The organism is Arthrobacter pascens (assembly GCF_030816475.1).
GTDB lineage: Bacteria > Actinomycetota > Actinomycetes > Actinomycetales > Micrococcaceae > Arthrobacter > Arthrobacter pascens_B.
Window position 1 is genome coordinate 511,606 of the sequence record NZ_JAUSXF010000001.1, and the last position, 22,195, is coordinate 533,800.

Annotated in this window: 18 protein-coding genes, 1 tRNA gene and 1 pseudogene; 7 read left to right on the forward strand and 13 right to left on the reverse strand. The window is 64.0% G+C overall.

Annotated elements, in window-relative coordinates:
* A complete protein-coding gene (locus QFZ40_RS02335) occupies positions 1-954 on the forward strand; it encodes a phosphoribosylaminoimidazolesuccinocarboxamide synthase (protein ID WP_306902641.1) in 954 nt (317 codons plus the stop codon).
* On the opposite strand, the gene QFZ40_RS02340 is transcribed toward QFZ40_RS02335, so the two are convergent.
* Positions 951-2,216: a helix-turn-helix domain-containing protein gene (locus QFZ40_RS02340; RefSeq protein ID WP_306902642.1), complete on the reverse strand. Its 1,266-nt coding sequence runs from the start codon at positions 2,214-2,216 to the stop codon at positions 951-953. The genes QFZ40_RS02335 and QFZ40_RS02340 overlap by 4 nt on opposite strands.
* Positions 2,217-2,348: 132 nt before the next feature.
* Between QFZ40_RS02340 and QFZ40_RS02345 the strand changes: the two genes are divergently transcribed.
* On the forward strand, positions 2,349-2,570 hold the full coding sequence (locus QFZ40_RS02345; protein ID WP_306902643.1) for a hypothetical protein: 222 nt from the start codon (positions 2,349-2,351) through the stop codon (positions 2,568-2,570).
* Between the two features lie 148 nt (positions 2,571-2,718).
* Here the strand turns inward: QFZ40_RS02345 and QFZ40_RS02350 are convergent.
* The 5 genes and pseudogenes from QFZ40_RS02350 to QFZ40_RS02370 form a co-directional block, all read right to left on the reverse strand.
* Positions 2,719-2,795 (reverse strand) — tRNA-Pro (locus QFZ40_RS02350).
* A gap of 157 nt (positions 2,796-2,952) precedes the next feature.
* A pseudogene (locus QFZ40_RS02355) lies at positions 2,953-4,807 on the reverse strand (ABC transporter ATP-binding protein).
* A complete protein-coding gene (locus QFZ40_RS02360) occupies positions 4,804-6,627 on the reverse strand; it encodes an ABC transporter ATP-binding protein (protein ID WP_306902644.1) in 1,824 nt (607 codons plus the stop codon). The pseudogene QFZ40_RS02355 and the gene QFZ40_RS02360 overlap by 4 nt, the downstream one beginning before the upstream one ends.
* Before the next feature lie 150 nt (positions 6,628-6,777).
* Entirely contained in the window at positions 6,778-7,725 is a 948-nt protein-coding gene (locus QFZ40_RS02365; RefSeq protein WP_306902645.1) for a metallophosphoesterase, read from the reverse strand.
* 6 nt (positions 7,726-7,731) lie between these two features.
* Positions 7,732-10,017, reverse strand: a complete 2,286-nt coding sequence (locus QFZ40_RS02370; RefSeq protein ID WP_306902646.1) for a transglycosylase domain-containing protein — start codon at positions 10,015-10,017, stop codon at positions 7,732-7,734.
* A 37-nt stretch (positions 10,018-10,054) separates the two neighbouring features.
* On the opposite strand from QFZ40_RS02370, the gene QFZ40_RS02375 reads away from it, so the two are divergent.
* The 3 genes from QFZ40_RS02375 to QFZ40_RS02385 are packed head-to-tail and all read left to right on the forward strand — an operon-like array spanning position 10,055 to position 11,672.
* Positions 10,055-10,210, forward strand: a complete 156-nt coding sequence (locus tag QFZ40_RS02375; protein WP_306902647.1) for a hypothetical protein — start codon at positions 10,055-10,057, stop codon at positions 10,208-10,210.
* A gap of 1 nt (position 10,211) precedes the next feature.
* Positions 10,212-10,745 (forward strand): RidA family protein, encoded by a 534-nt coding sequence (locus QFZ40_RS02380; protein WP_306902648.1) that lies wholly within the window; start codon positions 10,212-10,214, stop codon positions 10,743-10,745.
* Between the two features lie 15 nt (positions 10,746-10,760).
* Positions 10,761-11,672: an NUDIX hydrolase gene (locus QFZ40_RS02385; RefSeq protein WP_306902649.1), complete on the forward strand. Its 912-nt coding sequence runs from the start codon at positions 10,761-10,763 to the stop codon at positions 11,670-11,672.
* Positions 11,673-12,024: 352 nt separating this feature from the next.
* Here the strand turns inward: QFZ40_RS02385 and QFZ40_RS02390 are convergent, their stop codons facing one another.
* Positions 12,025-12,702 carry a Crp/Fnr family transcriptional regulator gene (locus tag QFZ40_RS02390; RefSeq protein ID WP_214961308.1) on the reverse strand — a complete coding sequence of 226 codons (678 nt, stop codon included), beginning with the start codon at positions 12,700-12,702 and terminating at the stop codon, positions 12,025-12,027.
* Between the two features lie 263 nt (positions 12,703-12,965).
* Between QFZ40_RS02390 and QFZ40_RS02395 the strand changes: the two genes are divergently transcribed.
* A complete protein-coding gene (locus QFZ40_RS02395) occupies positions 12,966-14,150 on the forward strand; it encodes a MarP family serine protease (RefSeq protein WP_306902650.1) in 1,185 nt (394 codons plus the stop codon).
* Between the two features lie 68 nt (positions 14,151-14,218).
* Here QFZ40_RS02395 and QFZ40_RS02400 read toward each other — a convergent pair whose 3' ends face one another.
* From QFZ40_RS02400 to QFZ40_RS02425, 6 genes are all read right to left on the reverse strand, one after another.
* Positions 14,219-14,464: a DUF2332 family protein gene (locus tag QFZ40_RS02400; RefSeq protein WP_306902651.1), complete on the reverse strand. Its 246-nt coding sequence runs from the start codon at positions 14,462-14,464 to the stop codon at positions 14,219-14,221.
* A 2-nt stretch (positions 14,465-14,466) separates the two neighbouring features.
* Positions 14,467-14,922, reverse strand: a complete 456-nt coding sequence (aroQ, locus tag QFZ40_RS02405; RefSeq protein ID WP_306902652.1) for a type II 3-dehydroquinate dehydratase — start codon at positions 14,920-14,922, stop codon at positions 14,467-14,469.
* Positions 14,923-15,066: 144 nt separating this feature from the next.
* Positions 15,067-17,256, reverse strand: coding sequence for an alpha-galactosidase (locus tag QFZ40_RS02410; protein ID WP_306902653.1), 2,190 nt, complete (start codon positions 17,254-17,256; stop codon positions 15,067-15,069).
* 183 nt (positions 17,257-17,439) lie between these two features.
* The gene (locus QFZ40_RS02415) at positions 17,440-18,780 is read right to left on the reverse strand and encodes an ABC transporter substrate-binding protein (protein WP_306902654.1); all 1,341 of its coding nucleotides are present in this window, start codon (positions 18,778-18,780) and stop codon (positions 17,440-17,442) included.
* 76 nt (positions 18,781-18,856) lie between these two features.
* Positions 18,857-19,801, reverse strand: coding sequence for a carbohydrate ABC transporter permease (locus QFZ40_RS02420; RefSeq protein WP_306902655.1), 945 nt, complete (start codon positions 19,799-19,801; stop codon positions 18,857-18,859).
* 11 nt (positions 19,802-19,812) lie between these two features.
* A complete protein-coding gene (locus QFZ40_RS02425) occupies positions 19,813-20,778 on the reverse strand; it encodes a carbohydrate ABC transporter permease (protein ID WP_306902656.1) in 966 nt (321 codons plus the stop codon).
* Positions 20,779-20,989: 211 nt separating this feature from the next.
* Between QFZ40_RS02425 and QFZ40_RS02430 the strand changes: the two genes are divergently transcribed.
* Positions 20,990-22,192 (forward strand): Gfo/Idh/MocA family protein, encoded by a 1,203-nt coding sequence (locus QFZ40_RS02430; RefSeq protein WP_306902657.1) that lies wholly within the window; start codon positions 20,990-20,992, stop codon positions 22,190-22,192.
* Positions 22,193-22,195: the final 3 nt, after the last annotated feature.

Here is a 22,195-nt window from a genome sequence, read left to right on the forward strand (position 1 = left end):
ATGACTGAGAATTCATCCCCTGAACCGGCGGCCAGAACTGGCCTGAAGACCAAAACACTGGACCTGCCGGGCTGGAAGCACGTCTACTCGGGCAAGGTCCGCGACCTGTACGAGCCCGTCGACGAGTCCATCCGCGAGCAGGCCGGCCAGGACTGCGTGCTGGTGGTGGCGAGCGACCGCATCAGCGCCTTCGACCATGTCCTGGCGAGCGAGATCCCGGACAAGGGCCGCATCCTCACGCAGCTGAGCCTGTGGTGGTTCGACCAGCTGGACGTCATGCACCATGTGCTGGCATCCACGGTGGAGGGCGGAGTTCCCGCCGCCGTGGAAGGCCGGGCCATGATCTGCAAGAAGCTGGAGATGTTCCCCGTGGAATGCATTGCCCGGGGCTACCTCACCGGTTCAGGCCTTCAGGAGTACAAAGCCTCCGGTACGGTGTGCGGAATACCCCTTCCGCCAGGACTGGTGGACGGCTCCCGGCTGGAGAAGGCGATCTTCACCCCGTCCGCGAAGGCCGACCTGGGCGAGCACGACGAGAACATCACCTACGAGGCCGTGGTGGTCATGGTGGGGGACGACATCGCTGCACGGCTGAGCGAACTGACCCTGAAGATCTACAACACCGCCGAGGAAGTCGCCCGCGAACGCGGCATCATCCTGGCCGACACAAAGGTCGAGTTCGGCTACGACGCCGTGTCCGGCGCCATCACGCTGGGCGACGAGGTGCTCACCCCGGATTCTTCGCGCTTCTGGGACGCGGGCACCTACGAGCCTGGCAGGGCGCAGCCCTCATACGACAAGCAGTACGTCCGTGACTGGCTGACCTCGGCCGAATCGGGCTGGGACAGGAACTCGGACACGCCTCCGCCGGCGTTGCCCGAGGAGGTCATCAGCCGGACGCGCAGCCGCTACGTCGAGGCGTACGAAAAGCTGACCGGAAAAGCCTTCTCCTAGCCGGTCTTCCCGGCCGCGGCGGCGCGCTGCTGGGCGAGATTGATTTCCAGGACGGCGTCCAGTGCCTGCTGGACCCGGTCCTGGGCCCCGGCGGCACTGAAGGCTTTCTGCGCCTCCTTGAGGTAGACCAGTGCTTCCTCCGCCTCCCCGGCAGCCTTCAGGGATTTGCCCAGGAGGAGGGACACTTCCCCGGCCGTGTGCTTGGCCAGGGCGGCGCGTTCCGCGTGGATCTCGCGGAGCTTCTCGACTGCCGCCACGATATCGCCGGTGAGGTAAAGCCAGCGTGCGCGGATGAAAGCCACTTCCAGCTGGTCGGTCTTGTTCCCGCCCACGATGGAGAGCGCCAGTTCGGCGCGTTCGATGGATGACAGCGTCTCCGGCTCGACAATCCCCGAGGACAGGCGCACGGCCGCTGACGCCTTGTTGAAACGGGCCCACAGTTCGATGTCGTTGGCGGGGGAAAGCATCCGGGCCGCCCGCTCGTGGTACTTGATGCCCTCCGGGTAGTCATGGCGCATGAATGCCACGTTGCCGATGACCCAGGCCACTTCGCCTGCGAGCTGCGACATCGAATGCTCGTCCACCTGGTCGTTCATGTCCTGGCAGTACTTCCAGGCCTCATCCAGCCGGCCGCTTTCCGCCAGGGCTCCGATGAGGGCCCTGTGCGCGCCGATGATGAGCGTCGACCCTTTCTGGAGCTGGGCGCAGAGTTTCACGGCTTCCATGGCGTGGTCCACAGCCCTGCTCAACTGGCCCTGTCCCTGGTAGATCCCTGCGAGCATCTGGCGGGCGCGGACGGCAAGGCCAACAGACTCCGTGGCCATGGGGTGTTCAAGCAGGTGCTGCATGATCTTTTCGGCCTGCTGCCAGTTGCCCTGCTTGATCAGGCACTCGGCCTGCATGTAGGTCATGTTCCACCAGGCGCTGGTGTTCTTGCCCTCGAGGGCTATCTGAGCTGCAGTGGCCGCATGGCTTGCTGCGAGCGGGTAGTCCCGGAGATCCCAGGCCTGGCGTGCGTAGAGTCCGGCCAGGACGTACTCGGCGTCGCTGACCGAAATCGGCTGGCTCCAGGCCTCCAGCGCCTTGGGCGCCAGTTCCAGCCTGCGAGCGAGTTCCTCGATGACTTCGGCCGTCGGTTCGCGCCGGCCGGTTTCGAGCAGAGAAATATAGCTAGGGGAATACAGGTCCTTGCCCAGTTCAGCCTGTGTCAGCCCACGTTCGAGACGCTCCGCCCTGAGCTTCTCCCCGAATCCGTTGCCCACGGGACATCCTCCTTATTCCGGACAGTCTTTGTACTCAATGCTTGACAGTCCCTGTGGAAAACATTTTACAATGTATGTCAACAAGGACAGTGCTGACTTTGTAACGAATCCGACTCGTATTGAGGAACTTATATGTTGAAGAAGATTGCAGCCGCAGCCGTATTGGCTGGGGCCCTGGCGTTTTCTGCGGCGGCTCCGGCCGTCCTGTCTGCTGGTTCCATCGCTGATACCACCGGTGTCTCCGTAGCCGTAGGGAACTGGCCTGATCCCATGTCAAAGCCTGTCAAGGACAAGACAAAGGACAGCGGTACCACCTACACCACCTACGTCGGCAACTGGCCGGACCCAATGTAATAACTCCTCATAAGGAGGCGAGGCCCCGGAGCATGGTCATCCATTGCTCCGGGGCCGTTTCTTTGCCTGGATATGTTTGTCACATATTGATTACAGAACAATTCCGAGACAGCAAAAGAGGGCCTCCCGGGGGAGACCCTCTTACTGTTGGTCGGGATGACAGGATTTGAACCTGCGACCTCTTCGTCCCGAACGAAGCGCGCTACCAAGCTGCGCTACATCCCGATCCGCTGCAAAAGCAACTTTACAAGAATAGCCGATGCCCGGGCCGGATGCGAAATCGGCAGCCGCTGAATCTCCCTCGGGTCGGGGCGGTTGGCGGTGACATCCGGAGGGAAACGCAGGGTGACTTCCCGAGGGTGGGGAAACCCGGCTGGTGCGCTCAGACCAGGGAGTCCTTCCAAGCACCGTGGAGGTCCGCGAACCGCCCGCCGCCGCCGATCAGCTCCGCAGGGGTGCCGTCCTCCACCACCCGGCCGTCGTGGATCACGAGCACCCTGTCGGCAGTTTCCACTGTCGAGAGGCGGTGCGCGATGATGAGCGCCGTGCGCCCTCCGCCGCGGCCCCCGGCAGCCGGAGCAGAGGCTGACGTTGCCTGGAGGAGGCGGCCCAGGCCGGACTGGACCAGGCGCTCGGAGGGAATGTCCAGGGACGAGGTAGCCTCATCCAGGATCAGCACGGCCGGCCGGGCCAGGAACGCCCGCGCGAAGCTGATGAGCTGGCGCTGGCCCGAGGAGACCCGTCCGCCGCGCTTGTTGACGTCCGTGTCATAGCCTTCGGGAAGCTCGGTGATGAAGCCGTGAGCCCCCACTGCACGGGCCGCTTCCTCGATTTCCTCCCGGCTTGCCTCCGGGCGGCCCAGGGCTATGTTGTCCGCAACGGAGCCGCTGAAGAGGAACGCCTCCTGGGTGACCATGACAATGTTCCGGCGCAGGTCGGTGGTGCTGAGGTTGCGCAGGTCCACGCCGTCCAACGTCAGGGAGCCTGAGGAGACATCATAGAACCGGGCAATGAGCTTCGCCAGGGTAGATTTTCCTGCGCCGGTCTGGCCCACAAGGGCAACTGTCTGGCCCGCCGGGATGTGAAGGTCCATGGTGGGGATGATGACCGGACCGTCGCCGTAGCGGAACTCGACGCCGTTGAAGTCGATGGCTCCCCGGGCGTCTTTCATCGGCACCGGGTTCTTCGGCGGCCGCACGGTGGGGATCTCCTCAAGCAGTCCGGAGACCTTTTCCAGGGCCGCCTGCGCGCTCTGGAAGGAGTTGTAGAACATGGCCATCTGGTCCACCGGCTGGAAGAACCGCTTCGTGGACAGGATAAGCGCCCAGCAGCACGCCGACGGCCAGCTCGCCGCTGAGGACGCGGAAGCCGCCGACGAGCAGCACCACTGCCACGCAGACGTTGCCGATAAGGACCAGGCCGGGCTGGAAGATGCCGTTGAGGTTGATGGAGCGGACCGTCACCAGCCTGTAGTCCTCCGCCAGCTCGCCGTACTCCGCCGCGTTCTCGCGTTCCTTGCGGAAAGCCTTCACGGCCCGGATTCCGGTCATCGTTTCCACGAAGTGCACGATCAGCCTGGCCGAGACGACCCGGGACTGACGGAAGGCAATCTGGGAGTGCTTCTGGTACCAGCGGGACAGGAAGTACATCGGCACGCCGGCCGCCAGCACCAGGAACCCGCTCCGCCAGTCCAGGGCGAACACCGTGATGGCCGTGAAGATCATGAACAGGATGCCCGAGGCCAGGGAGCTGACGCCGGAGTCGAGCAATTCGCGCAGCGCTTCCAGGTCCGAGGTCTGCCGCGCGATGATCCGGCCGGAGGTGTACTTTTCGTGGAACTCCAGGCTCAGGCGCTGGGTGTGCCGAAAGACCCTGACGCGCAGGTCCAGCAGCATGGACTGGCTGAGCCGCGCGGTGGAGGTGACGTACAACGCGGTGAGTCCCGCCGTTGCGATGGCGGCGGCCAGGTAGCCGACTCCGGTCAGTACGAGCGGGAGGTTGTTGCCCGCCTTCAGCGCGGGGAGCGCGTGGTCGATGCCGAAGGCGATCAGTGCCGGTCCGGCCACCCGGGCCGCCTGCGAAAGCACGACCATGGCGAGGGTCAGCCAGAACCTGAGCCGCACAGGACGGATCAGGGAGCCTAGGAGGGCGAGCGACCGCCGTCGTACTGCCCTGCTGTCGCTTTTGCTGAGGTGGGCGTTGTCCTCGTTGGCGGTGCCGAAGGTTGCGTTGCTCATCGGTTGATTTCCTTCGCCTCGTCCTCGAGGGCTGATAGCTCCGAATCCAGCAGGTCGGAATCAAGGTCCCGGGGTTCCTGGTCCAGGCTGGCGATCACATAGCGGTAGTGGTGGTTTTCGGCCAGCAGTTCGGTGTGGGTTCCGACGGCGGTGATCCGGCCTTCCTCGAGCAGTGCCACCCGGTCCGCCAGAGCCACGGTCGACGGGCGGTGCGCCACGATCAGCGTGGTGGTGTCCTTCAGCACGTCCCGGAGGCGGGCCTCGACGAGTTCCTCGGTGTGCACGTCCAGGGCGGAGAGCGGATCATCCAGCACCAGGACCCGCGGCTTCGCGGCGATGGCGCGGGCCAGCGCAATCCGCTGGCGCTGCCCGCCCGAAAGGCTGAGGCCCTCCTCGCCGATGAGGGTGTCCACTCCCTCTGGCAGGGAGTAGGCGAACTGGGCCTGGGCGACGTCCAGCGCTTCGTCCAGGACGTCGTCATTGCGTTCCGGCGCCCCGAGCAGAACGTTGTCACGGACCGAATTGGAGAACAGCGTCGTGTCCTCAAAGGCGACGCCCACCACGCGGCGCAGCTCTTCGACGTCGAACTCGCGCACGTCCACGCCGTCGATGGTGATGGCTCCCTCGGTGACGTCGTACAGCCGGGGGACCAGCTGGATCAGTGCGCTCTTTCCGCTTCCCGTGATGCCCACCAGGGCCATGGTTTCCCCGGGCCGGATGTCCAGGCCGATGCCTTTGAGGATGGGCTTGTCCGGCGCGTCCTCAAACGCGAAGGTGGCGTTGTTGAAGGCCAGGGCGCCCCTGAGCTCCGCGGGCCTTGCGGGGTCAGGCGGGCTGGTGATGGTGTTGGCCGTGTCCATGACCTCGTAATGCCGGTCGACGGCGGTCTTGGCCGTGAGGGCCATGGCCAGCAGCATCCCGGAGAATTCGACGGGCGAGGCGATGACCGCCGCGGTGGCGAAGAAGGCCACCAGGGATCCGATGCTCAGCTCGCCGCTGGCGCAAAGCATCACGCCTGCCACCAGCCCGGCGCCAAGGGCCAGTTCCGGCAGCAGTGTGACCACCAGGGTGAAGGTCGCCTGGTGCCGGGCCTTGGAGATCTCCGTCTGGCGAAGTTCCTCGGCTTGCTCATTGAAGTTTTCCAGTGCCTCACGGCTGCGGCCGAAAGCCTTGAGCACCCGGATGCCGTGGACGGATTCCTCCACCGTGGTGGCGAGGTCCCCGGCCTGGTCCTGGCTGCGCCGTGCGACCTTGCTGAAGCGTGTCCGGAAGCGGAAGCTGGAGATCGTGATGGGCACGGCGGCGGCCAGGAAGATCAGGGCGAGCTGCCAGCTCATGGCGAACATCACGGCGATGCCGATGATCACCGTAAGCGTGGTGACTACCAGCATGATGGCGCCGAAGGCCATCCATCTCCGCAGGAAGTTCAGGTCAGTCATGGCCCGGGACAGCAACTGCCCTGAACCCCAGCGGTCATGGAAGGAGACCGTCAGGTCCTGCAGGTGATCATAAAGGGAGACCCGCATCCGGGTCTCCACCGTGGTTGCGGGGTTGATGACGAACTGCCGGCGAAGCGCTACCAGTCCTGCCTCGCCAATGCCGAGGATCAGGATCACGACGGCGGCAGCCCACACTGCCCCTGCATCGCCGCCGGGCTGGAGCGACTGGTTGATCAGCACCCGCAGCACCTGGGGGATGGTCAGTGCCAGGACGCTGGCCAGGAGTGCGGAGATGAGCCCCATGAAGAGCCGGGGGAGGATCGGCTTGACGTGGGGATAAAGACGTTTGACTGATGTGAAGAATGAAGTCTGCTTGGCCATGCCCGCTTCTCAAGCTCAGAACGAATAGTTTCCCGTAGCAACAACCCTATGCCATTGAGTGATAGCGTTCACAGAATCTCCGGACGTTTGAGAAGCTTTGCTACTTATTGCAATCCGCAATGAGCCCGGATGGAAGAGGCCTGGTTGCGCCTATTCGCGGGCGGTCAGAGTCAGCAGCACGGCTTCGGGTTTGCAGGCGATGCGGACCGGGGCGAAGCGGGAGGTGCCGATGCCGCCCGAGACGTTCACCGGCGTCGTACGTCCGTTGCTCTGCCAGTCGTTCAGGCCCTTTGCCCGCCAGGTTGGGATGTCACAGTTGGCCACTACGGCGCCGTAGCCGGGAATGCAGAGCTGCCCGCCGTGGGTGTGGCCTGCCAGCAGCAGGTCCGCGCCGTCCTCGGTGAAGTGGTCCAGCACCCGTTGGTACGGGGCATGGATGACTGCCACCCGCAGGTGCGGGTCCCCGTCCTGGTTCCTGGTGCCCTGGGGCCAGCCGGCATACCGCTCACGGTTCAGGTGCGGGTCATCCACCCCGGAGAAGTCGAAACGGATGCCCTTCAGGACCAGCGACTGGTTTCTGTTGGTGAGGTCCACCCAGCCGCCCATGCCGAAGCCTGCACGCAACCGCGACCAGTCCAGCTCGATGTTCTCTCGCCTGGCTTTTGACGGGCCCAGGAGGTAGGAAGCGGGGTTCCTGAGGCCTGGCGCGTAGTAGTCGTTGGAGCCCGGGACAAAAACGCCCGGGAATTCCAGGAGCGGACGCAGGGCCTTCAGCACCGGATCGACTGCCTTGACGTGACTGAGGTTGTCCCCGGTGTTGACCACCAGGTCCGGCCGCAGCGAGGCGAGGGACTCAAGCCACGCCGCCTTGGTGTCCTGGCCCGGGACAAAATGGATGTCGCTGAGGTGCAGGACCCTGAACGGGTCCTGTCCCGGGGGCAGGATGGGCAGCGTCTCCTCGCGGAGGACAAACTGGTTCTTCTCCCACAGCCCGTACCCGACGGCGGCAAGTCCGGCGGCCGTCCCGGCGGCAGCGGTGACGGCAAAGCCGCGCCCGATGTTCCGGACGCGGCTGGCAAATGCCGGGCTGACTACCATGCGCGGCTAGCCCTTGCCATTGCCGTTGTCATTCTTGCCGGCATCCGGAGACGGCTGCGTGGACGTTTGCGGAGCCGGAGTGGCCTGCGTTGTCGGCGAGGTGGGGCTGGTCTTGGCCGGAGTTCCGCTCACCATATTGGACGGCGGTGCAGGGAACGGGTTGGTGCCATAAGCCGGTGCAACCTGGGACATGTACTTGGAGAACATGGGCCCGGCGATCTGGTAACCGTCGATCGATGAGTAGAACTTGCCGTTAATGGTCAGGTTCTGACCAGGCCGGCTCTGATTGCCCAGCGGGTCGCCATACCAAGCTGCGGTGGCCAGCCCCGTCGTGAAACCAACCACCCAGGTGGATTCGTTGTAGTTCGACGTACCGGTCTTGGCCGCGATCGGGAAGCTCGTCTTCGTGGAGATTCGAGGCTGGATCAGAGAGCCCGATCCCCGGTTCAGGACTTCCTGCAATGCGTAGTTCACGCCGCGGGCAACCTCCGGCTTGATGGCATCACGGCAGCTGGTGGACTGCGCCGGAAGATCCTTGCCGGCCTGGTCAGTCACGGACGTGATGGCGATCGGCTCGCAGTACTTGCCGTCGTTGGCGAAGGTCGCAAAAGCACTCGCCATCGTGAGCGGTGCCGTCTGGGTGGAGCCCAGCAGGTTGGCGAGGATGGACATGTTGATCTTCGGGTTCGGAGTTCCATCCGAGTCCGGTAGTCCGCTGTGCAGCCCGACGGCGTCAACAACCTTTTGGATGCCACAGAAGTCCAGCTGGGCTGCAGAGGCAAAAGTTGCGGTGTTGATGGAGTTGTACAAGCCGTAAAGGACGTCCATCGGACGGTAGTAGTTCTCTTCCGCGTTCTGCAGGTCATCGGCAGCGCCCAGCCCCTTTTGGGCGGTGTTGTACGCACCCGTCACCTTTCCACAGGAATCGCGCCACGGGTAATTGAGGGGATATACGCGTTGCGCGGCATTGACCACGGTGTTCATGCTCTTGCCCTCATTGAGCCATTCCGTGAAGGTGAAGGGCTTCATGGTGGACCCGGGCTGGGCACCGCCCAGGCCGTTAAGGTCGTTCCCGTCCTTGTCCATCTTGTCCACGTTGAAGTTCACCTGTGAATCGAACTTGCCGTCGGCCTGCAGGAACGAGGTGTTCTGAGCCATGTTGATGATCTTGCCTGTGTTTGGCTGCACAGAGACCATTGCGGCCCCCCACTTGTCCGGGTTGGCACCCGCAGCGGCATCGGATTGCGCCTGGGCCACCGCCTGGGCATTGGGATCCAGCGTGGTCTTGATGGTCAGGCCCCCGCGGAAGACGTTGTTCGTGCGCTCGGTAGTGTCAGCGCCGTACGCCGGGTTATTCAGCAGAAGGTGCAGCACATAGTCGCAGAAGTACGGTGCGGTGGTCGCGTAGGCGCAGCCCTGCTTGGCCGGGGTCACCTTCGGTTCCACCGGGGTGGCGACGGCAGCGTCGTGCTCCGCCTGGGTGATCTTCTTCTGGTCCAGCATGAGGCCCAGCACCAGGTCACGGCGGGCCTTGGCGGCGTCCGGGTGGGTGATGGGGTCAAAGGCCGAGGGACTGTTCACGAGGCCGGCCAGGAGTGCAGCCTCCGGAAGGGTCAGGTCCTTGGCGGTGGTGCTGAAGAAGAGTTTGGATGCGGCCTCGATGCCGTATGCGTCGCGGTTGAAGAAGACGATATTGAGGTAGCCCTCAAGGATCTGGTCCTTGCTGAACTTCTTCTCCAGGGCGATGGCAAGCTTCATTTCGCGGAGCTTGTCGCCCACGCCTTTGTTGACACCGTTGAGCTTGATGTCAGCGTCGTTGCCTTCGGCGGCGAGGTTGGCGTTGAGGACGTTGTTGACGTACTGCTGGGTGATGGTGGAAGCACCCTGCTTGTTGCCCCGGGCCGTGCTGACCACCGCACGGAGGATACCCGTGGTGTCCACGCCGCCGTGCTCGTAGAAGCGGCTGTCCTCGACGGCGATGATGGCTTGCTGCATCAGCGGCGAAATCTGGTCGAGGGAAACCTTGGTGCGGTTCTCCTCATACAGGTTGGCAATGAGGCTGCCGTCCGCTGCCAGGATCCTGGTGGACTCGCTGGGCGGGTCGACCTTCAGCTCCGCCGGGAGCGTGTCGAAGAACTGGATGGAACCGCTTGCGGCGCTGCCGGAAACAGCGGCGGCCGGCACCAGGAGGCCGGCCACCAGTACACCACAAATCGCGCTCACGCCAAGGAAGCCTAAAATCTTTCCGAGGGTAGTGGCTGTGTCGAAAATCGGGTTCCTACGAGTCACCATGTTTTCCACTTTACCGGCAAGGACTAGTCTTTAGGTCATGACCAAATGGGAGTACGCCACGATTCCGCTCATTATTCACGCCACAAAGCAGATCCTGGACCAGTGGGGAGATGACGGCTGGGAGCTCACCCAGGTAGTCCCCGGACCCGACGGAAACGGGCTCGTTGCCTACCTCAAGAGGGAGAAGCAATAGCATGAGCACGCCCGCAGAAACCACGTCCGGCGCGGCAACCGCGCCGATTTCCGCCGTCGAACAGCGCCTGGCAGAACTCGGCCTGGCCCTCCCCGAGGTGGCCGCACCGGTGGCCGCCTACGTCCCGGCAATCATCTCCGGCAACCATGTCTACACCTCCGGGCAGCTGCCGTTTATTAATGGCAAACTCGAAGCTACCGGCAAGGTTTCCACCGGCACTGAAACCCACGCCGACGAGCCGACCGTGTCCCCGGAGGACGCCCAGCGTTTCGCCGCCGTCTGCGCCGTCAACGCCCTGGCAGCCGTCAAGAGCGTCATCGGCGACCTTGACCGCATCACCCGGATCGTCAAGGTTGTCGGATTCGTTGCCTCCGATCCGTCCTTCACCGGCCAGCCGGGCGTCATCAACGGAGCCTCCGAACTCCTTGGCCGCGTCCTGGGTGACGCCGGCCACCACGCGCGCTCCGCCGTCGGCGTTTCAGTGCTGCCCCTCGACTCTCCCGTAGAAGTCGAACTGATCGCCGAATTCAGCTAGGACCGGTCGCTTCCTTTGCCTCAGCTCGCCCGACGCCTGTTTGCCCTCCCTCCAGATCTTGAAGGGGCAGCGCAAAGCTGGCTTGAACACGGCGAGCGGACGCCCCGTGCCGCCCGCCTCGCCTCATCAGTGGTCCTGCTCCGCGATTCCCCCACCGGCTTGGAGACCTGGCTCGGCTATCGTCCGGGATCTTCGCCGCTTGGGGTCCTCGCCTTTCCGGGAGGTTCCTTGCAGGAGTCCGACGACGACCCCGTCGGCTGGCTGGGCCCCTCGCCCCAGCATTGGGCCGAGCAGATGGGGACCGACGACGTCGGGCTGGCGCGCCGCCACGTGGTGGGTGGCATCCGCGAACTCTTCGAGGAAACCGGGGTGCTCCTGGCCGGTCCCGACCTGGCCAGCACGGTGGAGGCCACCTCCACCCACGAATGGATGCGTGCGCGGGAGGCCATAGCCAACCAGGAGAAGTCCTTCACCGAGGCCCTCTCCAGGCGAGGCCTGTCGCTGCGCACCGACCTCCTGAAATCCCTGGTCAACTGGCGCAGCCCCGACTTCGCCCACCAGCGCTTCGACACCCGCTACTTTGCCGCCACAGTGCCCATGAACCAGCAGCCGAGCCTTCTGGAGAGCAAGGGAGTGTGGGGCCGCTGGGTGTGCGCCACCAAGGTCATCGCCGAACGCCACACCACCGCCCTCGGCGATGAAGTGGGGCAGGAAAACACCGTTGGCCTGACCCTGGGCCAACTCGTGGTTCCAGGCGTGGAGATCATGCTCGAAAAGATGGCGGCCGCGAACGGCTGCATCGCGTATCTGAGCTATAAACGCAAAGCCCACGTGTACCAGCCGAATCTGGTCAAGGAAGACGGCAGGCTCATGCTTGAGGTCGAGGCTGCCAAGACTGTGGCCGGCGACCCCCAGCGCGAGCGTTAACTCAGCTCTCCCAACCGACGCTTCCTCACATCCTGCACGTTTTCAGGCGACGCTTCCTCAGGTCCTGCACGTTTTCAGGCGACGCTTCCTCAGGTCCTGCACGTTTTCAGGCGACGCTTCCTCATATTCTGACCGTCATCAGCCAATGACAGAACGGATGACTGACGAAAGGTGAGGAAGCGTCGTGAGGAAACGTGCGAAAGGTGAGGGAGCGTAGTGAGGAAACCTGCGAAAGGTGAGGAAGCGTCGTGAGGAAACCTGCGAAAGGTGAGGGAGCGTTTTGGATTAACAGCGAAGGCCGGCACCCTTGGAAATCCAAGGGTGCCGGCCTTCACCGGATGTATCTAAAGGCTTAGCGGGAGCGCTGGCGGAGGCGCTGCATGTCCAGGATGACGACGGCGCGGGCTTCCAGGCGGAGCCAGCCGCGCTGGACGAATTCGGCCAGCGCCTTGTTGACGGTTTCGCGGGACGCGCCAACCAGCTGTGCCAGTTCCTCCTGCGTGAGCTCGTGGGCCACCAGGACGCCGTCGGTCGCCGGACGGCCGAAGCGGTCTGCCAGGTCCAGGAGGGCCTTGGCCACGCGTCCCGGGACGTCCGAGAAGACCAGGTCGGAGAGGGAGTCGTTGGTGCGGCGAAGGCGCCGGGCAAGGGCCTGCAGCAGCTGCGCGGAAACCTCGGGGCGGGTGCGGAGGAGCGCGTTGAGACTTTCGTTCCTCAGCCCGGCAAGGCGGGTCTCGGACACGGCAGTGGCCGTGGCGGTCCGCGGGCTGGGGTCAAACAGTGCCATTTCACCGAACAGTTCGCCCGGGCCCAGGATGGCAAGCAGGGATTCCCTGCCGTCCGGTGAGGTGCGGCCCAGCTTCACTTTTCCGGAGACGATGAAGTAGAGCTGGTCGCCCTGGTCACCTTCGCGGAATACCGACGCACCGCGGGACAGGTCCACCTCGGTCAGCTCGTCCGTCAGCAGACGGAATGCTTCGTCGTCGAGCGTGGCGAAAAGGGGCGCTCGGCGCAGTACCTCGATGTCCATGTAATCTCCTGAATAAAATGTGTCGGCTGTGGCGCTTGTGCCATTGTTCCAGAATTTTCAAGGATCTGTGACGTAGTTGGCAGCCGAAACGCCCTAAACCGGCGCAGGAACGTCTCATTCCGGACGGCAGGACCCTGCCCCGCCCACAGCTCCCGGCAGGGGCCGGTTGAGGGGGAGACCCCACCCGGGTCAGCCTTTGGTCCACAGAAGAATGTCAGCCTGCGCTATTAGAATGAGGGCTCAACCGTACATAAGGAGCCTTGGTGTTTGGCTTGACCGTTCTGGACCTCGCCTTGATCCTGGCGCTGATGTCCTATCTGATCTATGGCCTGCGCAACGGCTTCCTGGTCACCCTTGGCGGGATTGCCGGGTTTGCTGTCGGAGCGGTGGCGGCGTTTTTGGCCGTGCCGCTCGTCAGTGGCTACGTCACCGACCCCGGCTGGAGGCTTACCGCAACGGTGGCTGCCGCCGTCGTGCTGGTGGCTCTGGGCCACGGATTGGGCACGATGATCGGGCGTAATATCCGCAGCGCCGTGCGGATCAGGCCCCTGCGCGCGGCGGACCGCTTTGGCGGCGGGGCCGTCAGTGTTGTGGTCTCAGCCCTGGTTATGTCGATGCTCGCCTTCAGCATTGGCGCCCTCGGCGTGCCGTTCGTATCCCAGCAGCTGGCCGAGTCCAAGGTCATCCGGTTCATTGACGGATTGACGCCAGTCCCGGTGAAGGCGACCATGGCGCAGTTGCGTTCCACTGTGATCGGCAACGGCATTCCTACGCTGCTGGAGGGACTCGCGCCAGGACAACCCGTGCCCGTTCCCAATGCAAGCACGGACACGCCGGCCCTGAACCGGGCCGCCGAATCCGTACTGAAAATCGCGGGGACGGCGTACCAGTGCGGCCAGAACCAGACAGGCACCGGGTTTGTGGTTTCCCCCGGACGGGTTGTGACGAATGCCCATGTGGTGGCGGGCGTGTCGCAGCCTGTGGTCGAGGTTCCCAGCGGGGGAGCGATGCCGGGCAGGGTCGTCTACTTCGACACCAAGCATGACCTCGCCGTCCTGGCGGTGGACGGACTGCCTTCCGCGCCGCTGACACTGAGCCCTGACCTTCCGAACGGCAGCCCGGCAGCGTTCGCGGGGTATCCGCACGGCGGGCCCTTCCAGTCCAAGCCGGCAACAGTCCAGGACATCAGCACAGTGCTGGTGCCGGACATTTACGGCAACAACTCCTCACCTGAGGACGTTTACCGCCTCGCCGGAGACGTCCAGCCCGGAAACTCCGGCGGTCCGCTGCTCACCACGGACGGGCGCGTCGCCGGCGTGATTTTCGCCAAGGCGACGTCAGACGCCGAGGTCGGCTTCGCCCTCACCATGGACGACCTCAGCCCAGTTGCGTCCCAGGCTCCCGCACTCACTGCCCCGGTGTCATCCGGGCAGTGCATCCAGAAATAGGGCGTCCAGAAATACGGGCGTCGGGAAACAAGGCAGGGCAGCACGCGGAGACGTGTTCAGGGCAACCTTCACAGCCATTCAAGGCTTTGGCCGTAGGGGCCGGGGACCGCACCCAGAAACCGGGCCGCTGCGAGCAGAAGGTTGGGCTGGCGCTTGTCATGCGGCCAGCGGTCGATCAGAGCAAGGAGTTCCGGGTCGTCGGCGATGCCGAGCGTCCATTGGGCGTAGCAGGGGGAGGACTCCGGAGCTTCCACCAGGCCAAAATGCCGGTACCACGCAGCGGTACGGCTGGAGGTCTCCGGCTCGCTGGACATGACTACAGAGTTTCGGCCAGGTAGTCGATGGCGAGCTTGTAGCCGAACACGCCGGCGCCTACGATGACGGCGGCGCAGACCGGCGACAGGAAAGAATGGTGCCGGAATTCCTCGCGCTGGTGCACGTTGGTGATGTGGACTTCCACCGCGGGCAGCTGGACCGCCGCCAGGGCGTCGCGGAGGGCGACGGACGTGTGTGTGAAAGCTCCGGCGTTGAGCACAATTCCGACGGCGTTGCCGCGGGCTGCGTGGATAGCGTCAAGCAGGACGCCCTCATGGTTGGACTGGACACATTCCACCGTGAAGCCGTGTCCCTCGGCGGCGGTTCGGGCCAGCTGCTCGACGTCGGCAAGGGTGGACGTGCCGTATTTTTCCGGTTCGCGGGTTCCCAGCAGGTTCAGGTTGGGTCCGTTCATCACGAGGATCGTGCCGCGGCCGGCGCTGGTGGCTTCAGTCATGAGTGCAAATCTAGCGTCTCGGACGGCGCGTCCGCGCATTTTTACCGGGCAGGAGAGGATAACCGCCATCGATTGCTCCGCAACAGCCCTTTTGAGCCTTCATAGGGGCCGTTACGGAGCAATCGATGCTGAAAGGGGCTTCCGTTAGAGCGCAGTGAACTTCAGCAGGACAGCGTGCTCGGGATTGAGGATCGGCATGGGCAGGCCCACTTCGGCCAGGAAACGGCCGTTTGCCTCAGCGCCGCCCGCCAACCAGGCTGGCGGCTGGACCTGGGTGTAATTGTGGGCGTAGCCGGCGTCCGCCGGTGTGGGGAAAATTGCCTCCACCCGGTATCCGCGGTCCGGCTCGAGCCCGGGGACGGTGACCCGGCCGGGCTGTTCTGCGAAACCCGTGCGGGTGCTGACCAGGGCGAACAGAGCCGCCGTCGCGCCCTTGATCGCAGGGGCTGCGACTACCCCGTGCAGGAGCAGCGAGCCGTCCGGGACGTCGGCACGGACCATCCGGCCGCCGTGGATGAGGGCCCGGTGCTCCTTGTACAGCGCGATGAAGCGCTTGAGCTCCGCCCGCTCGGCGCCCTGAAGCTCCCGGACATCCCATTCCATCCCGAAGTGCCCGAACAACGCCGTGATGGCGCGGAACGAAAGATCGTGGGTGCGGGCTGTTGTGTGCGAGGTGGTGGGGCCCACATGCGCTCCGACCAGTTCCGGCGGGACGACCATCCCGGTCCAGCGCTGGATGGTCTGCCGCTCCAGCGCGTCGTTGCAGTCCGAGGCCCAGATCCGGTCCGTGCGTTCCAGGATGCCCAGGTCCACCCGGGCGCCGCCTGAGGAGCAGCTTTCAATCTCGACGCCGGGATGGGCCTTGCGGAGCGAGTCAAAGAGGCGGTAGGCAGCCAGCGTCTGCTCGTGGACGGAGGAGCGTCCCGCATGGCCGTGCTCGGTCAGGTCGCGGTTCTGGTCCCACTTGAGGTAGCTGATGTTGTTCTCGCGGAGCAGGGCGTCGATCCGGTCAAAGATGTACTGCCAGGCTTCCGGGTTCACGAGGTCGATGACGTGCTGGGTCCGCCACTCCACCGGAAGGCGGCCCCCGTCCTTATGCGAATGCATGGAGGGGCCGACGATCCAGTCGGGATGCGCCCGGGCGATATCTGAATCCAGGTTGATCATTTCCGGCTCCACCCAGAGGCCGAATTCCATCCCTCTGGAGGTGACAGCCTCGATCAGCGGACCGAGGCCGTCGGGCCACAGGGACTCGTCGACATACCAGTCACCCAGCCCTGCCTGGTCGTTCCGGCGTCCCCGGAACCAGCCGTCGTCGAGCACAAAACGCTCCACGCCCAGCTCCGCCGCGGAATCCGCCAGCTCGACGAGGGCGTCCAGGTTGTGGTCGAAGTACATCGCTTCCCACGTGTTGAGCACCACGGGGCGAGGCTTTCCCGGGTCGGTTGCGGCGCCTGCGGCAGGCAGGACGTGGTGGGGGCGGGAGCGGAACCAGCTGTAGAACGCCTCGCTGATGCCGTCCAGGCCGCGGTCCGAATAGGCTGCGAAGAGCGCGGGCGTGGTGTAACTGCCACCGGGCTGGAGGATTACCTCGGCAGCGCCCAGGAGCTCGGAGCCGCCGATCATGGTGCGGCCATCGCCGATGCTGTCCGCGAACTGTTCGTGGTTCCCGCTCCAGGCAAGGTGGGTGGCCCAGACCTTTCCGTGGCGGTTGCCGAAGCCTTCGGTGCCGGCTGCCAACAGCAGGGACGAATCGTGGCCGGTGCGGCCGTGGCGGCCGGTGCGGACCCAGGTGCCCTGTTGGATGGAGCGGCGCTGGGGGTGGGTTTCACGGCACCACCGCCCGGTCAGGTCCAGGAGTTCGACGGCGTCCGGCGCCACCGGGAGGACCGTGGCCAGTTCGTCGAGTTGGTAGGGAGTGGTCCCGCCGTTGGTCAAGGTGTGGCGCATCTCCAGCAGCCCGCCGTCGTGCAGTGTCAGGGAGGATTCGACGGCGATTCCGGCGTCGGCGTCGGACTGCACGATGATCGCGGTGTTGTGTTCGGCGGCCGTAGATACGGTGCGGAGTCGCGTGGAGAAATCGTGGCCCGGGACGCCGTCGGCGAAGCGGTGGCCACGGAGGGCAGGCCTGCCGCGCCAACTGGATGATGCCTGCGGCAGCAGACCGGCAGGAACATTGGCATCGACGGCGGAGGGAGGGACGGGCTCGCCCAGGATGGCGAGGTCGGGCAGGGTGGCGCCCAGATCGGCGCCCCAATGGATAATCTCGGCCTCCCCGCTGTTGAAGCTGATCACCAGGCTGGTGCCGGCGGTACGGAGGTGGAGCGTTTCCATAGGTGTATCTCTTTCGGTAAAGATGGAGTGCGTTCGCAGACGCAGGAAGGTATTTGCTGGTCGTTTGCTGTTGTTAGTGCGTGGTGGTGGTAGTCCGGATGCCGCCGTCGCGAGGAGCAAACGGCGGCATCCGGACCGGTGACTGCGGCCACACCCGCAGTCACGCTTTGTGGGGCAGTGCGCCTACTTGAACAGCGCGTTGACCTGGTCGTTGGCTTCGGTCAGGGAGCTGGCGGGCTTCTTGCCGGAGAGGACAGCGTCCATCGCCGGCTTCATGATGCCGGTGACCTTGGCGGACTTGTCAGCAATGGGGAACAGGAACGTTGTGCCGTCCTTGACGTGGGTGGTGAAGGCGGAGACGTCGATGCCCTTGGCTTTGAACGCGTCGGCTGCCTTCTCCGAGGACGTGCTGATGGCGGGGAACACGACAGCCTTGCCGGCCACGACGTCCTGGCATGCTGTGGAGGCGAGGTACTCCACCCACTTCACTGAGGCTGCCGGGTTCTTGGTGCCGGCCCAGATGGAGTCAGCCAGGCCGTTGAACATGCTGGCCCGCTTGCCGTCAGGTCCCTTGGGGGTGGGGGCGATACCTGTTTCCACTCCCTTGTAGCCGGTGTACTGGCCGATCATCCAGGAGCCGCCGGTGTTGATGGCGGCCTTGCCGGCTCCGTAGTTGTCAGACACGCTGGCACCTACTGTGGTTTCAAGCTTGGGCATGTAGCCCTTGTCTGCGAGTCCGGCCCACCAGGCAATGGTTTCCTGGAACTTGGGATCGTCGAAGTTGAACTTGGTGCCCCACGGGTTCTTGTCCGTGTGGGTCCAGCCCATTGTGGCGCTGAGGAAGCTCCACTGGGTCTGGCCATCTCCGCCGCCGGAGTTTTCCAGGCCCAGCCCGTAGACCGCCACGTTGTTCTTGTCGAAGCCGGCTTCGTCTCCGCGCTTGCCGTTCTTGTCGACGGTCAGGTGGGCGATGGCCTTTTCGTAGCTGCCGCCGTCCTTCGGGTTCCAGTCCAGGCCCTTAAGCTGCTCTTCGGTGTAGCCGGCGTCGGCCACGAGCTTCTTGTTGTAGAACATGGCGATGGTGTCCCAGTCCTTCGGGAGACCGTAGCGTTTGCCGTCCTGGCCGACCCACAGGTCGCTCAGGCCCTTGTTGTAGATGTCCAGCTTCAGGTTGTCGTTCTTGACCGCGTCGTCCAGCGACAGGAGCTGTTTCTTGGAGGCGTACTCCGGGTACTTGGCCAAGTGGTCCGTGAAGACGTCGGGGGCTGTTCCAGACACAAAACCGTTGGTCAGGGTGGTCCAGTAGTCATCCCAGCCGCGCTGGGTGATTTTCACCTTGATGTCGGGGTTGGCCTTGGTGAAATCGTCAGCGCACTGCTGGTAGGCGGGGAGCTGGTTGGCGTCCCAGAGCCAGTAGTTGATCTCGCCCTTGGCCTCCGTGGAAGCTGGAGCGGACCCGCCGCAGGCGGACAGGGACAGGGCAATGACGGCAGCTGCAGCGGCGACGCCAAGGGATTTTTTCATGGTGGACCTTTCGGTTCTTGCAGGGGCATGCGATAGGGAGGTGCGGTTAAGGAGCGGGTGGAGCAGGTGTGGATGGCTATTTGATTCCGGAGAAGCCAATGGAATTCACTACCTTCTTGCCGAAGGCGATGAATAGCAGGAGGACCGGCAGGGCGGCTATGAGGGTTGCCGCCATCAGCCCGCTCCAGTCCGGGGCGCCCTGCGGGGACTGGGACTTGAAGACACCGAGGCCTACCGTGAGGACCCGGACGCTCTCGTCCTGGCCCACCAGTAGCGGCCAGAAGTACTCGTTCCAGGTTCCGATGAACGTCAGCAGTGCCAGGGTGGCCATGGGTGCTGCTGCATTCGGCAGCACGATCTTGAAGTAGATGCGGAACTTGCTGGCGCCGTCGAGCATGGCGGCCTCCTCCACTTCCCGGGACATGCTCAGGAAGAACTGCCGCAGGAAGAAGATCGCGAACGGTGTCATGAACAGGAACGGCAGGATGATGCCGGGGTACGTGTTCAGGAGGCCCAGGTTCTTGATCATCAGGAAGTTGGGCAGGGCCGTGAAGATCGGCGGGACCATCATCGTGGCCAGGAACAGGGCGAATACTTTCTCCCGGCCCGGCCAGCGCAGCCGGGCGAAGGCGTAGGCCGCCATGGAACTAAAGAACACCTGACCGACGGTGACTACCGTGGAGACGATGATGGAGCTGCGAAGGTACCACCAGAAGTTGATGGCCGCACCCGAGCCGCCCTCGGCTATTGCTTCCTCCGGTGACTGCAGGCCGAGCACCCTTTTGAAGGCGCCCCAGCTGAAATCGGCGGGCAGGAGGTTGCCGGCATTGGCCGCGAGGGAATGGTTGCTGGAGAGCGCAGTGCGAAGCATCCATAGGAAAGGCGAAATGGTGACGATCAACGCGATGACCACAAGGGTCCACGCTCCCGCGCGGCGCCAGTTGATCGGCTTGCGGGGCTTGGTGGTGAGGGCGCGCGTTGGGGCAGCGGCGTGTTGCCGGGAAGGAGTCGAAGTAGTCATTGCGGGGGTCCTTAGTCCAGGTCCGATTCGTTGCCCTTGAGGAACTTCATTTGAACGAAGGCCACCAGGGCGAGGATGACGAAGAGAATGACAGACAGAGCAGAGGCGTACCCGAAGTCCGACTCGGTGAAGGCCTTTTGGTAGATGTACATCTGGATGACGCGGGAAGCGTTGATGGGACCGCCGCCTGTGGTGACCGCAACGGTGTCGAAGACCTGGAAGGAGCCGATGACGGTGACAACCAGGACAAGAACCATGACTGGGCGCAGGAGCGGCATGGTGATGCTCCAGAACGTTCGGGTGGGGGACGCTCCGTCAAGGGATGCAACCTCATAGACGTGGCTGGGAATCGACTGCAGTCCGGCGAAAATCAGCAGGGCCGTATAGCCCATGTGGCGCCAGACGTTGACGAAGGCGATGGTGGGGATGGCCCATTGCTCGCTGCCGAAGAAGGCGACGCGCGGCAAGCCGAACCAGCTGATGACCTCGTTGACGATGCCCAACTGGTAGTCGAGCATCCAGAACCACAGCAGTGCCACGATGACATTCGCTACGAGGAACGGCAGGAGCAGTGCACCCCGGATGAACGTTGATTTGGCGACCCGGTGCATGAGGAGCGCCAGTCCGAGGGCTATCACTGTCTGGAATCCGATGTTGAGGCCGACGTACTGCACTGTCACGGCCATGGCGTTCCAGAAGAGCTCATCGGAAAATATCGACGAGTAGTTCTTGAGCCCGATCCAGGTGGGGTCTCCGAGGATGCTGTATTCGGTAAAGCTGAGATAGACGCCCCGAATGGTGGGGATGAGGAAGAAGGCGACGAAGCCGATCATCGCCGGAAAGATGAAAACCAGGGCGATCTTCAGGTCGCCCATGCGGTGGGTGATGCTCTTCTTGCCACTGCTTCCGGTTCTAGCTCCCCCGGAGCGTGCCGCCCGGTCTGCCGGGTCCCGTTGCTGCTTTGTAAGGGTGGTCATCTTCGACCCTTTCCTGACTGTGAGGTGGGTAACAACTGGTAGGAATCTACACGAGTAGATTTCGTACAGCAACTGTTTTCCCTTTATTTTTTTGAGAAATATTCCACCGCCAAGGCTTACTGTTGACTCGAGTAGATCACCATGGAACACTCAAAACAACGTGGAGAGCGCTTGCCTGGCTACTCCCAAGACAGTCAATGGAAGGTGGACAATGACGTTTTCAATCGGTTTGGTGGGAGTGGGCCAGTTCGGCGGCCAGTTCGCGCACCTGTTCAACCTGCACCCCGGGGTCAGCGACGTATATGTGGTGGATGATATTCCCGAGCGCGCGGCCGAGGCCGCAGGCCGGTTCCACCTGGCGGGCGTGAAGTCGAGTTTCGATGAGCTGCTGGCCTCCGACGTCGATGCGGTTGCCATCTTCACCCAGCGCTGGACGCACGGTCCCTTGGTTGAGCAGGCCCTCCGCGCCGGCAAGCACGTCTACTCTGCGGTCCCCATGGCCATTTCGGAAGATGAGATTGCGCGGATCATCACCGCCGTCCGCGAAACCGGGAACGTGTACATGATGGGCGAGACCAGCTACTACAACCCCGCAACCGTCTATGCCCGCAAGCAGCTTGCCGCCGGGAAGTTTGGCCGAATCTTCTACACAGAAGGCGACTACGTCCACGACATGGACCTTGGCTTCTATGACGCCTACCAGTACAGCGGAGGCGAGCGCTGGAAGGAGACAGCCAGCTACCCGCCCATGCTGTACCCCACCCACGCCGTCGGCGGGGTCCTGGGCGCCGTGCCGGCGCATGCCGTCAGCGTCAGCTGCGTGGGGGTGAAGGACCACCTCGACGACGGCGTGTTCGACAAGGAAGTCAGCATGTTCGGCAACGACTTCTCCAACGCCACTGCCCTGTTCGAACTGAACGACGGCGGCGTGATGCGCACCAACGAGATGCGCCGGGTGGGCTACCCGTCCCACATCAGGGAGTCCCGGTTCCGCTTCTTCGGCACAGAGGCCAGCTTCGAACAGCTCGCGAAGGTCACCGTGTGGCAGGACAAGGAAAACGTCCACGACATTTCGGAGCAACTGGAGACCCGGCCCAGCATGTCCCTGGATGACCCGTCGCTGGCGAACGTGGCCCCCGAGCTGAGGGACGCCTTCGTCTCCGGACTGTCCCCGGTCCATGATGCGGAACGCCTCCCGGAGGAGTTCCGCGGGGCACCCAACGGTCATGAGGGCAGCCACCACTTCCTGGTGGACGATTTTGTCACTGCGGTTAACGCCGGCACGCTGCCGCCGGTCAACGCCTGGGTCGCTGCGCGGTTCACGATGCCTGGCATCGTGGCCCACGAATCCGCCCTGCGTGGCGGGGAACGGCTACCCATCCACGACTTCGGCGATGCCCCCCAACGGGGATAGATA

Excerpts from the sequence above, each read along its gene's own strand:
- QFZ40_RS02410 (WP_306902653.1), bottom strand. The coding sequence starts at position 17,256 with ATGGAAACGCTCCACCTCCGTACCGCCGGCACCAGCCTGGTGATCAGC.
- QFZ40_RS02415 (WP_306902654.1), bottom strand. The coding sequence starts at position 18,780 with ATGAAAAAATCCCTTGGCGTCGCCGCTGCAGCTGCCGTCATTGCCCTG.
- QFZ40_RS02370 (WP_306902646.1), bottom strand. The coding sequence starts at position 10,017 with ATGGTGACTCGTAGGAACCCGATTTTCGACACAGCCACTACCCTCGGA.
- QFZ40_RS02360 (WP_306902644.1), bottom strand. The coding sequence starts at position 6,627 with ATGGCCAAGCAGACTTCATTCTTCACATCAGTCAAACGTCTTTATCCC.
- QFZ40_RS02425 (WP_306902656.1), bottom strand. The coding sequence starts at position 20,778 with ATGACCACCCTTACAAAGCAGCAACGGGACCCGGCAGACCGGGCGGCA.
- QFZ40_RS02335 (WP_306902641.1), top strand. The coding sequence starts at position 1 with ATGACTGAGAATTCATCCCCTGAACCGGCGGCCAGAACTGGCCTGAAG.
- QFZ40_RS02345 (WP_306902643.1), top strand. The coding sequence starts at position 2,349 with ATGTTGAAGAAGATTGCAGCCGCAGCCGTATTGGCTGGGGCCCTGGCG.
- QFZ40_RS02420 (WP_306902655.1), bottom strand. The coding sequence starts at position 19,801 with ATGACTACTTCGACTCCTTCCCGGCAACACGCCGCTGCCCCAACGCGC.
- QFZ40_RS02375 (WP_306902647.1), top strand. The coding sequence starts at position 10,055 with ATGACCAAATGGGAGTACGCCACGATTCCGCTCATTATTCACGCCACA.
- QFZ40_RS02380 (WP_306902648.1), top strand. The coding sequence starts at position 10,212 with ATGAGCACGCCCGCAGAAACCACGTCCGGCGCGGCAACCGCGCCGATT.
- QFZ40_RS02365 (WP_306902645.1), bottom strand. The coding sequence starts at position 7,725 with ATGGTAGTCAGCCCGGCATTTGCCAGCCGCGTCCGGAACATCGGGCGC.
- aroQ (WP_306902652.1), bottom strand. The coding sequence starts at position 14,922 with ATGACTGAAGCCACCAGCGCCGGCCGCGGCACGATCCTCGTGATGAAC.
- QFZ40_RS02400 (WP_306902651.1), bottom strand. The coding sequence starts at position 14,464 with ATGTCCAGCGAGCCGGAGACCTCCAGCCGTACCGCTGCGTGGTACCGG.
- QFZ40_RS02430 (WP_306902657.1), top strand. The coding sequence starts at position 20,990 with ATGACGTTTTCAATCGGTTTGGTGGGAGTGGGCCAGTTCGGCGGCCAG.
- QFZ40_RS02390 (WP_214961308.1), bottom strand. The coding sequence starts at position 12,702 with ATGGACATCGAGGTACTGCGCCGAGCGCCCCTTTTCGCCACGCTCGAC.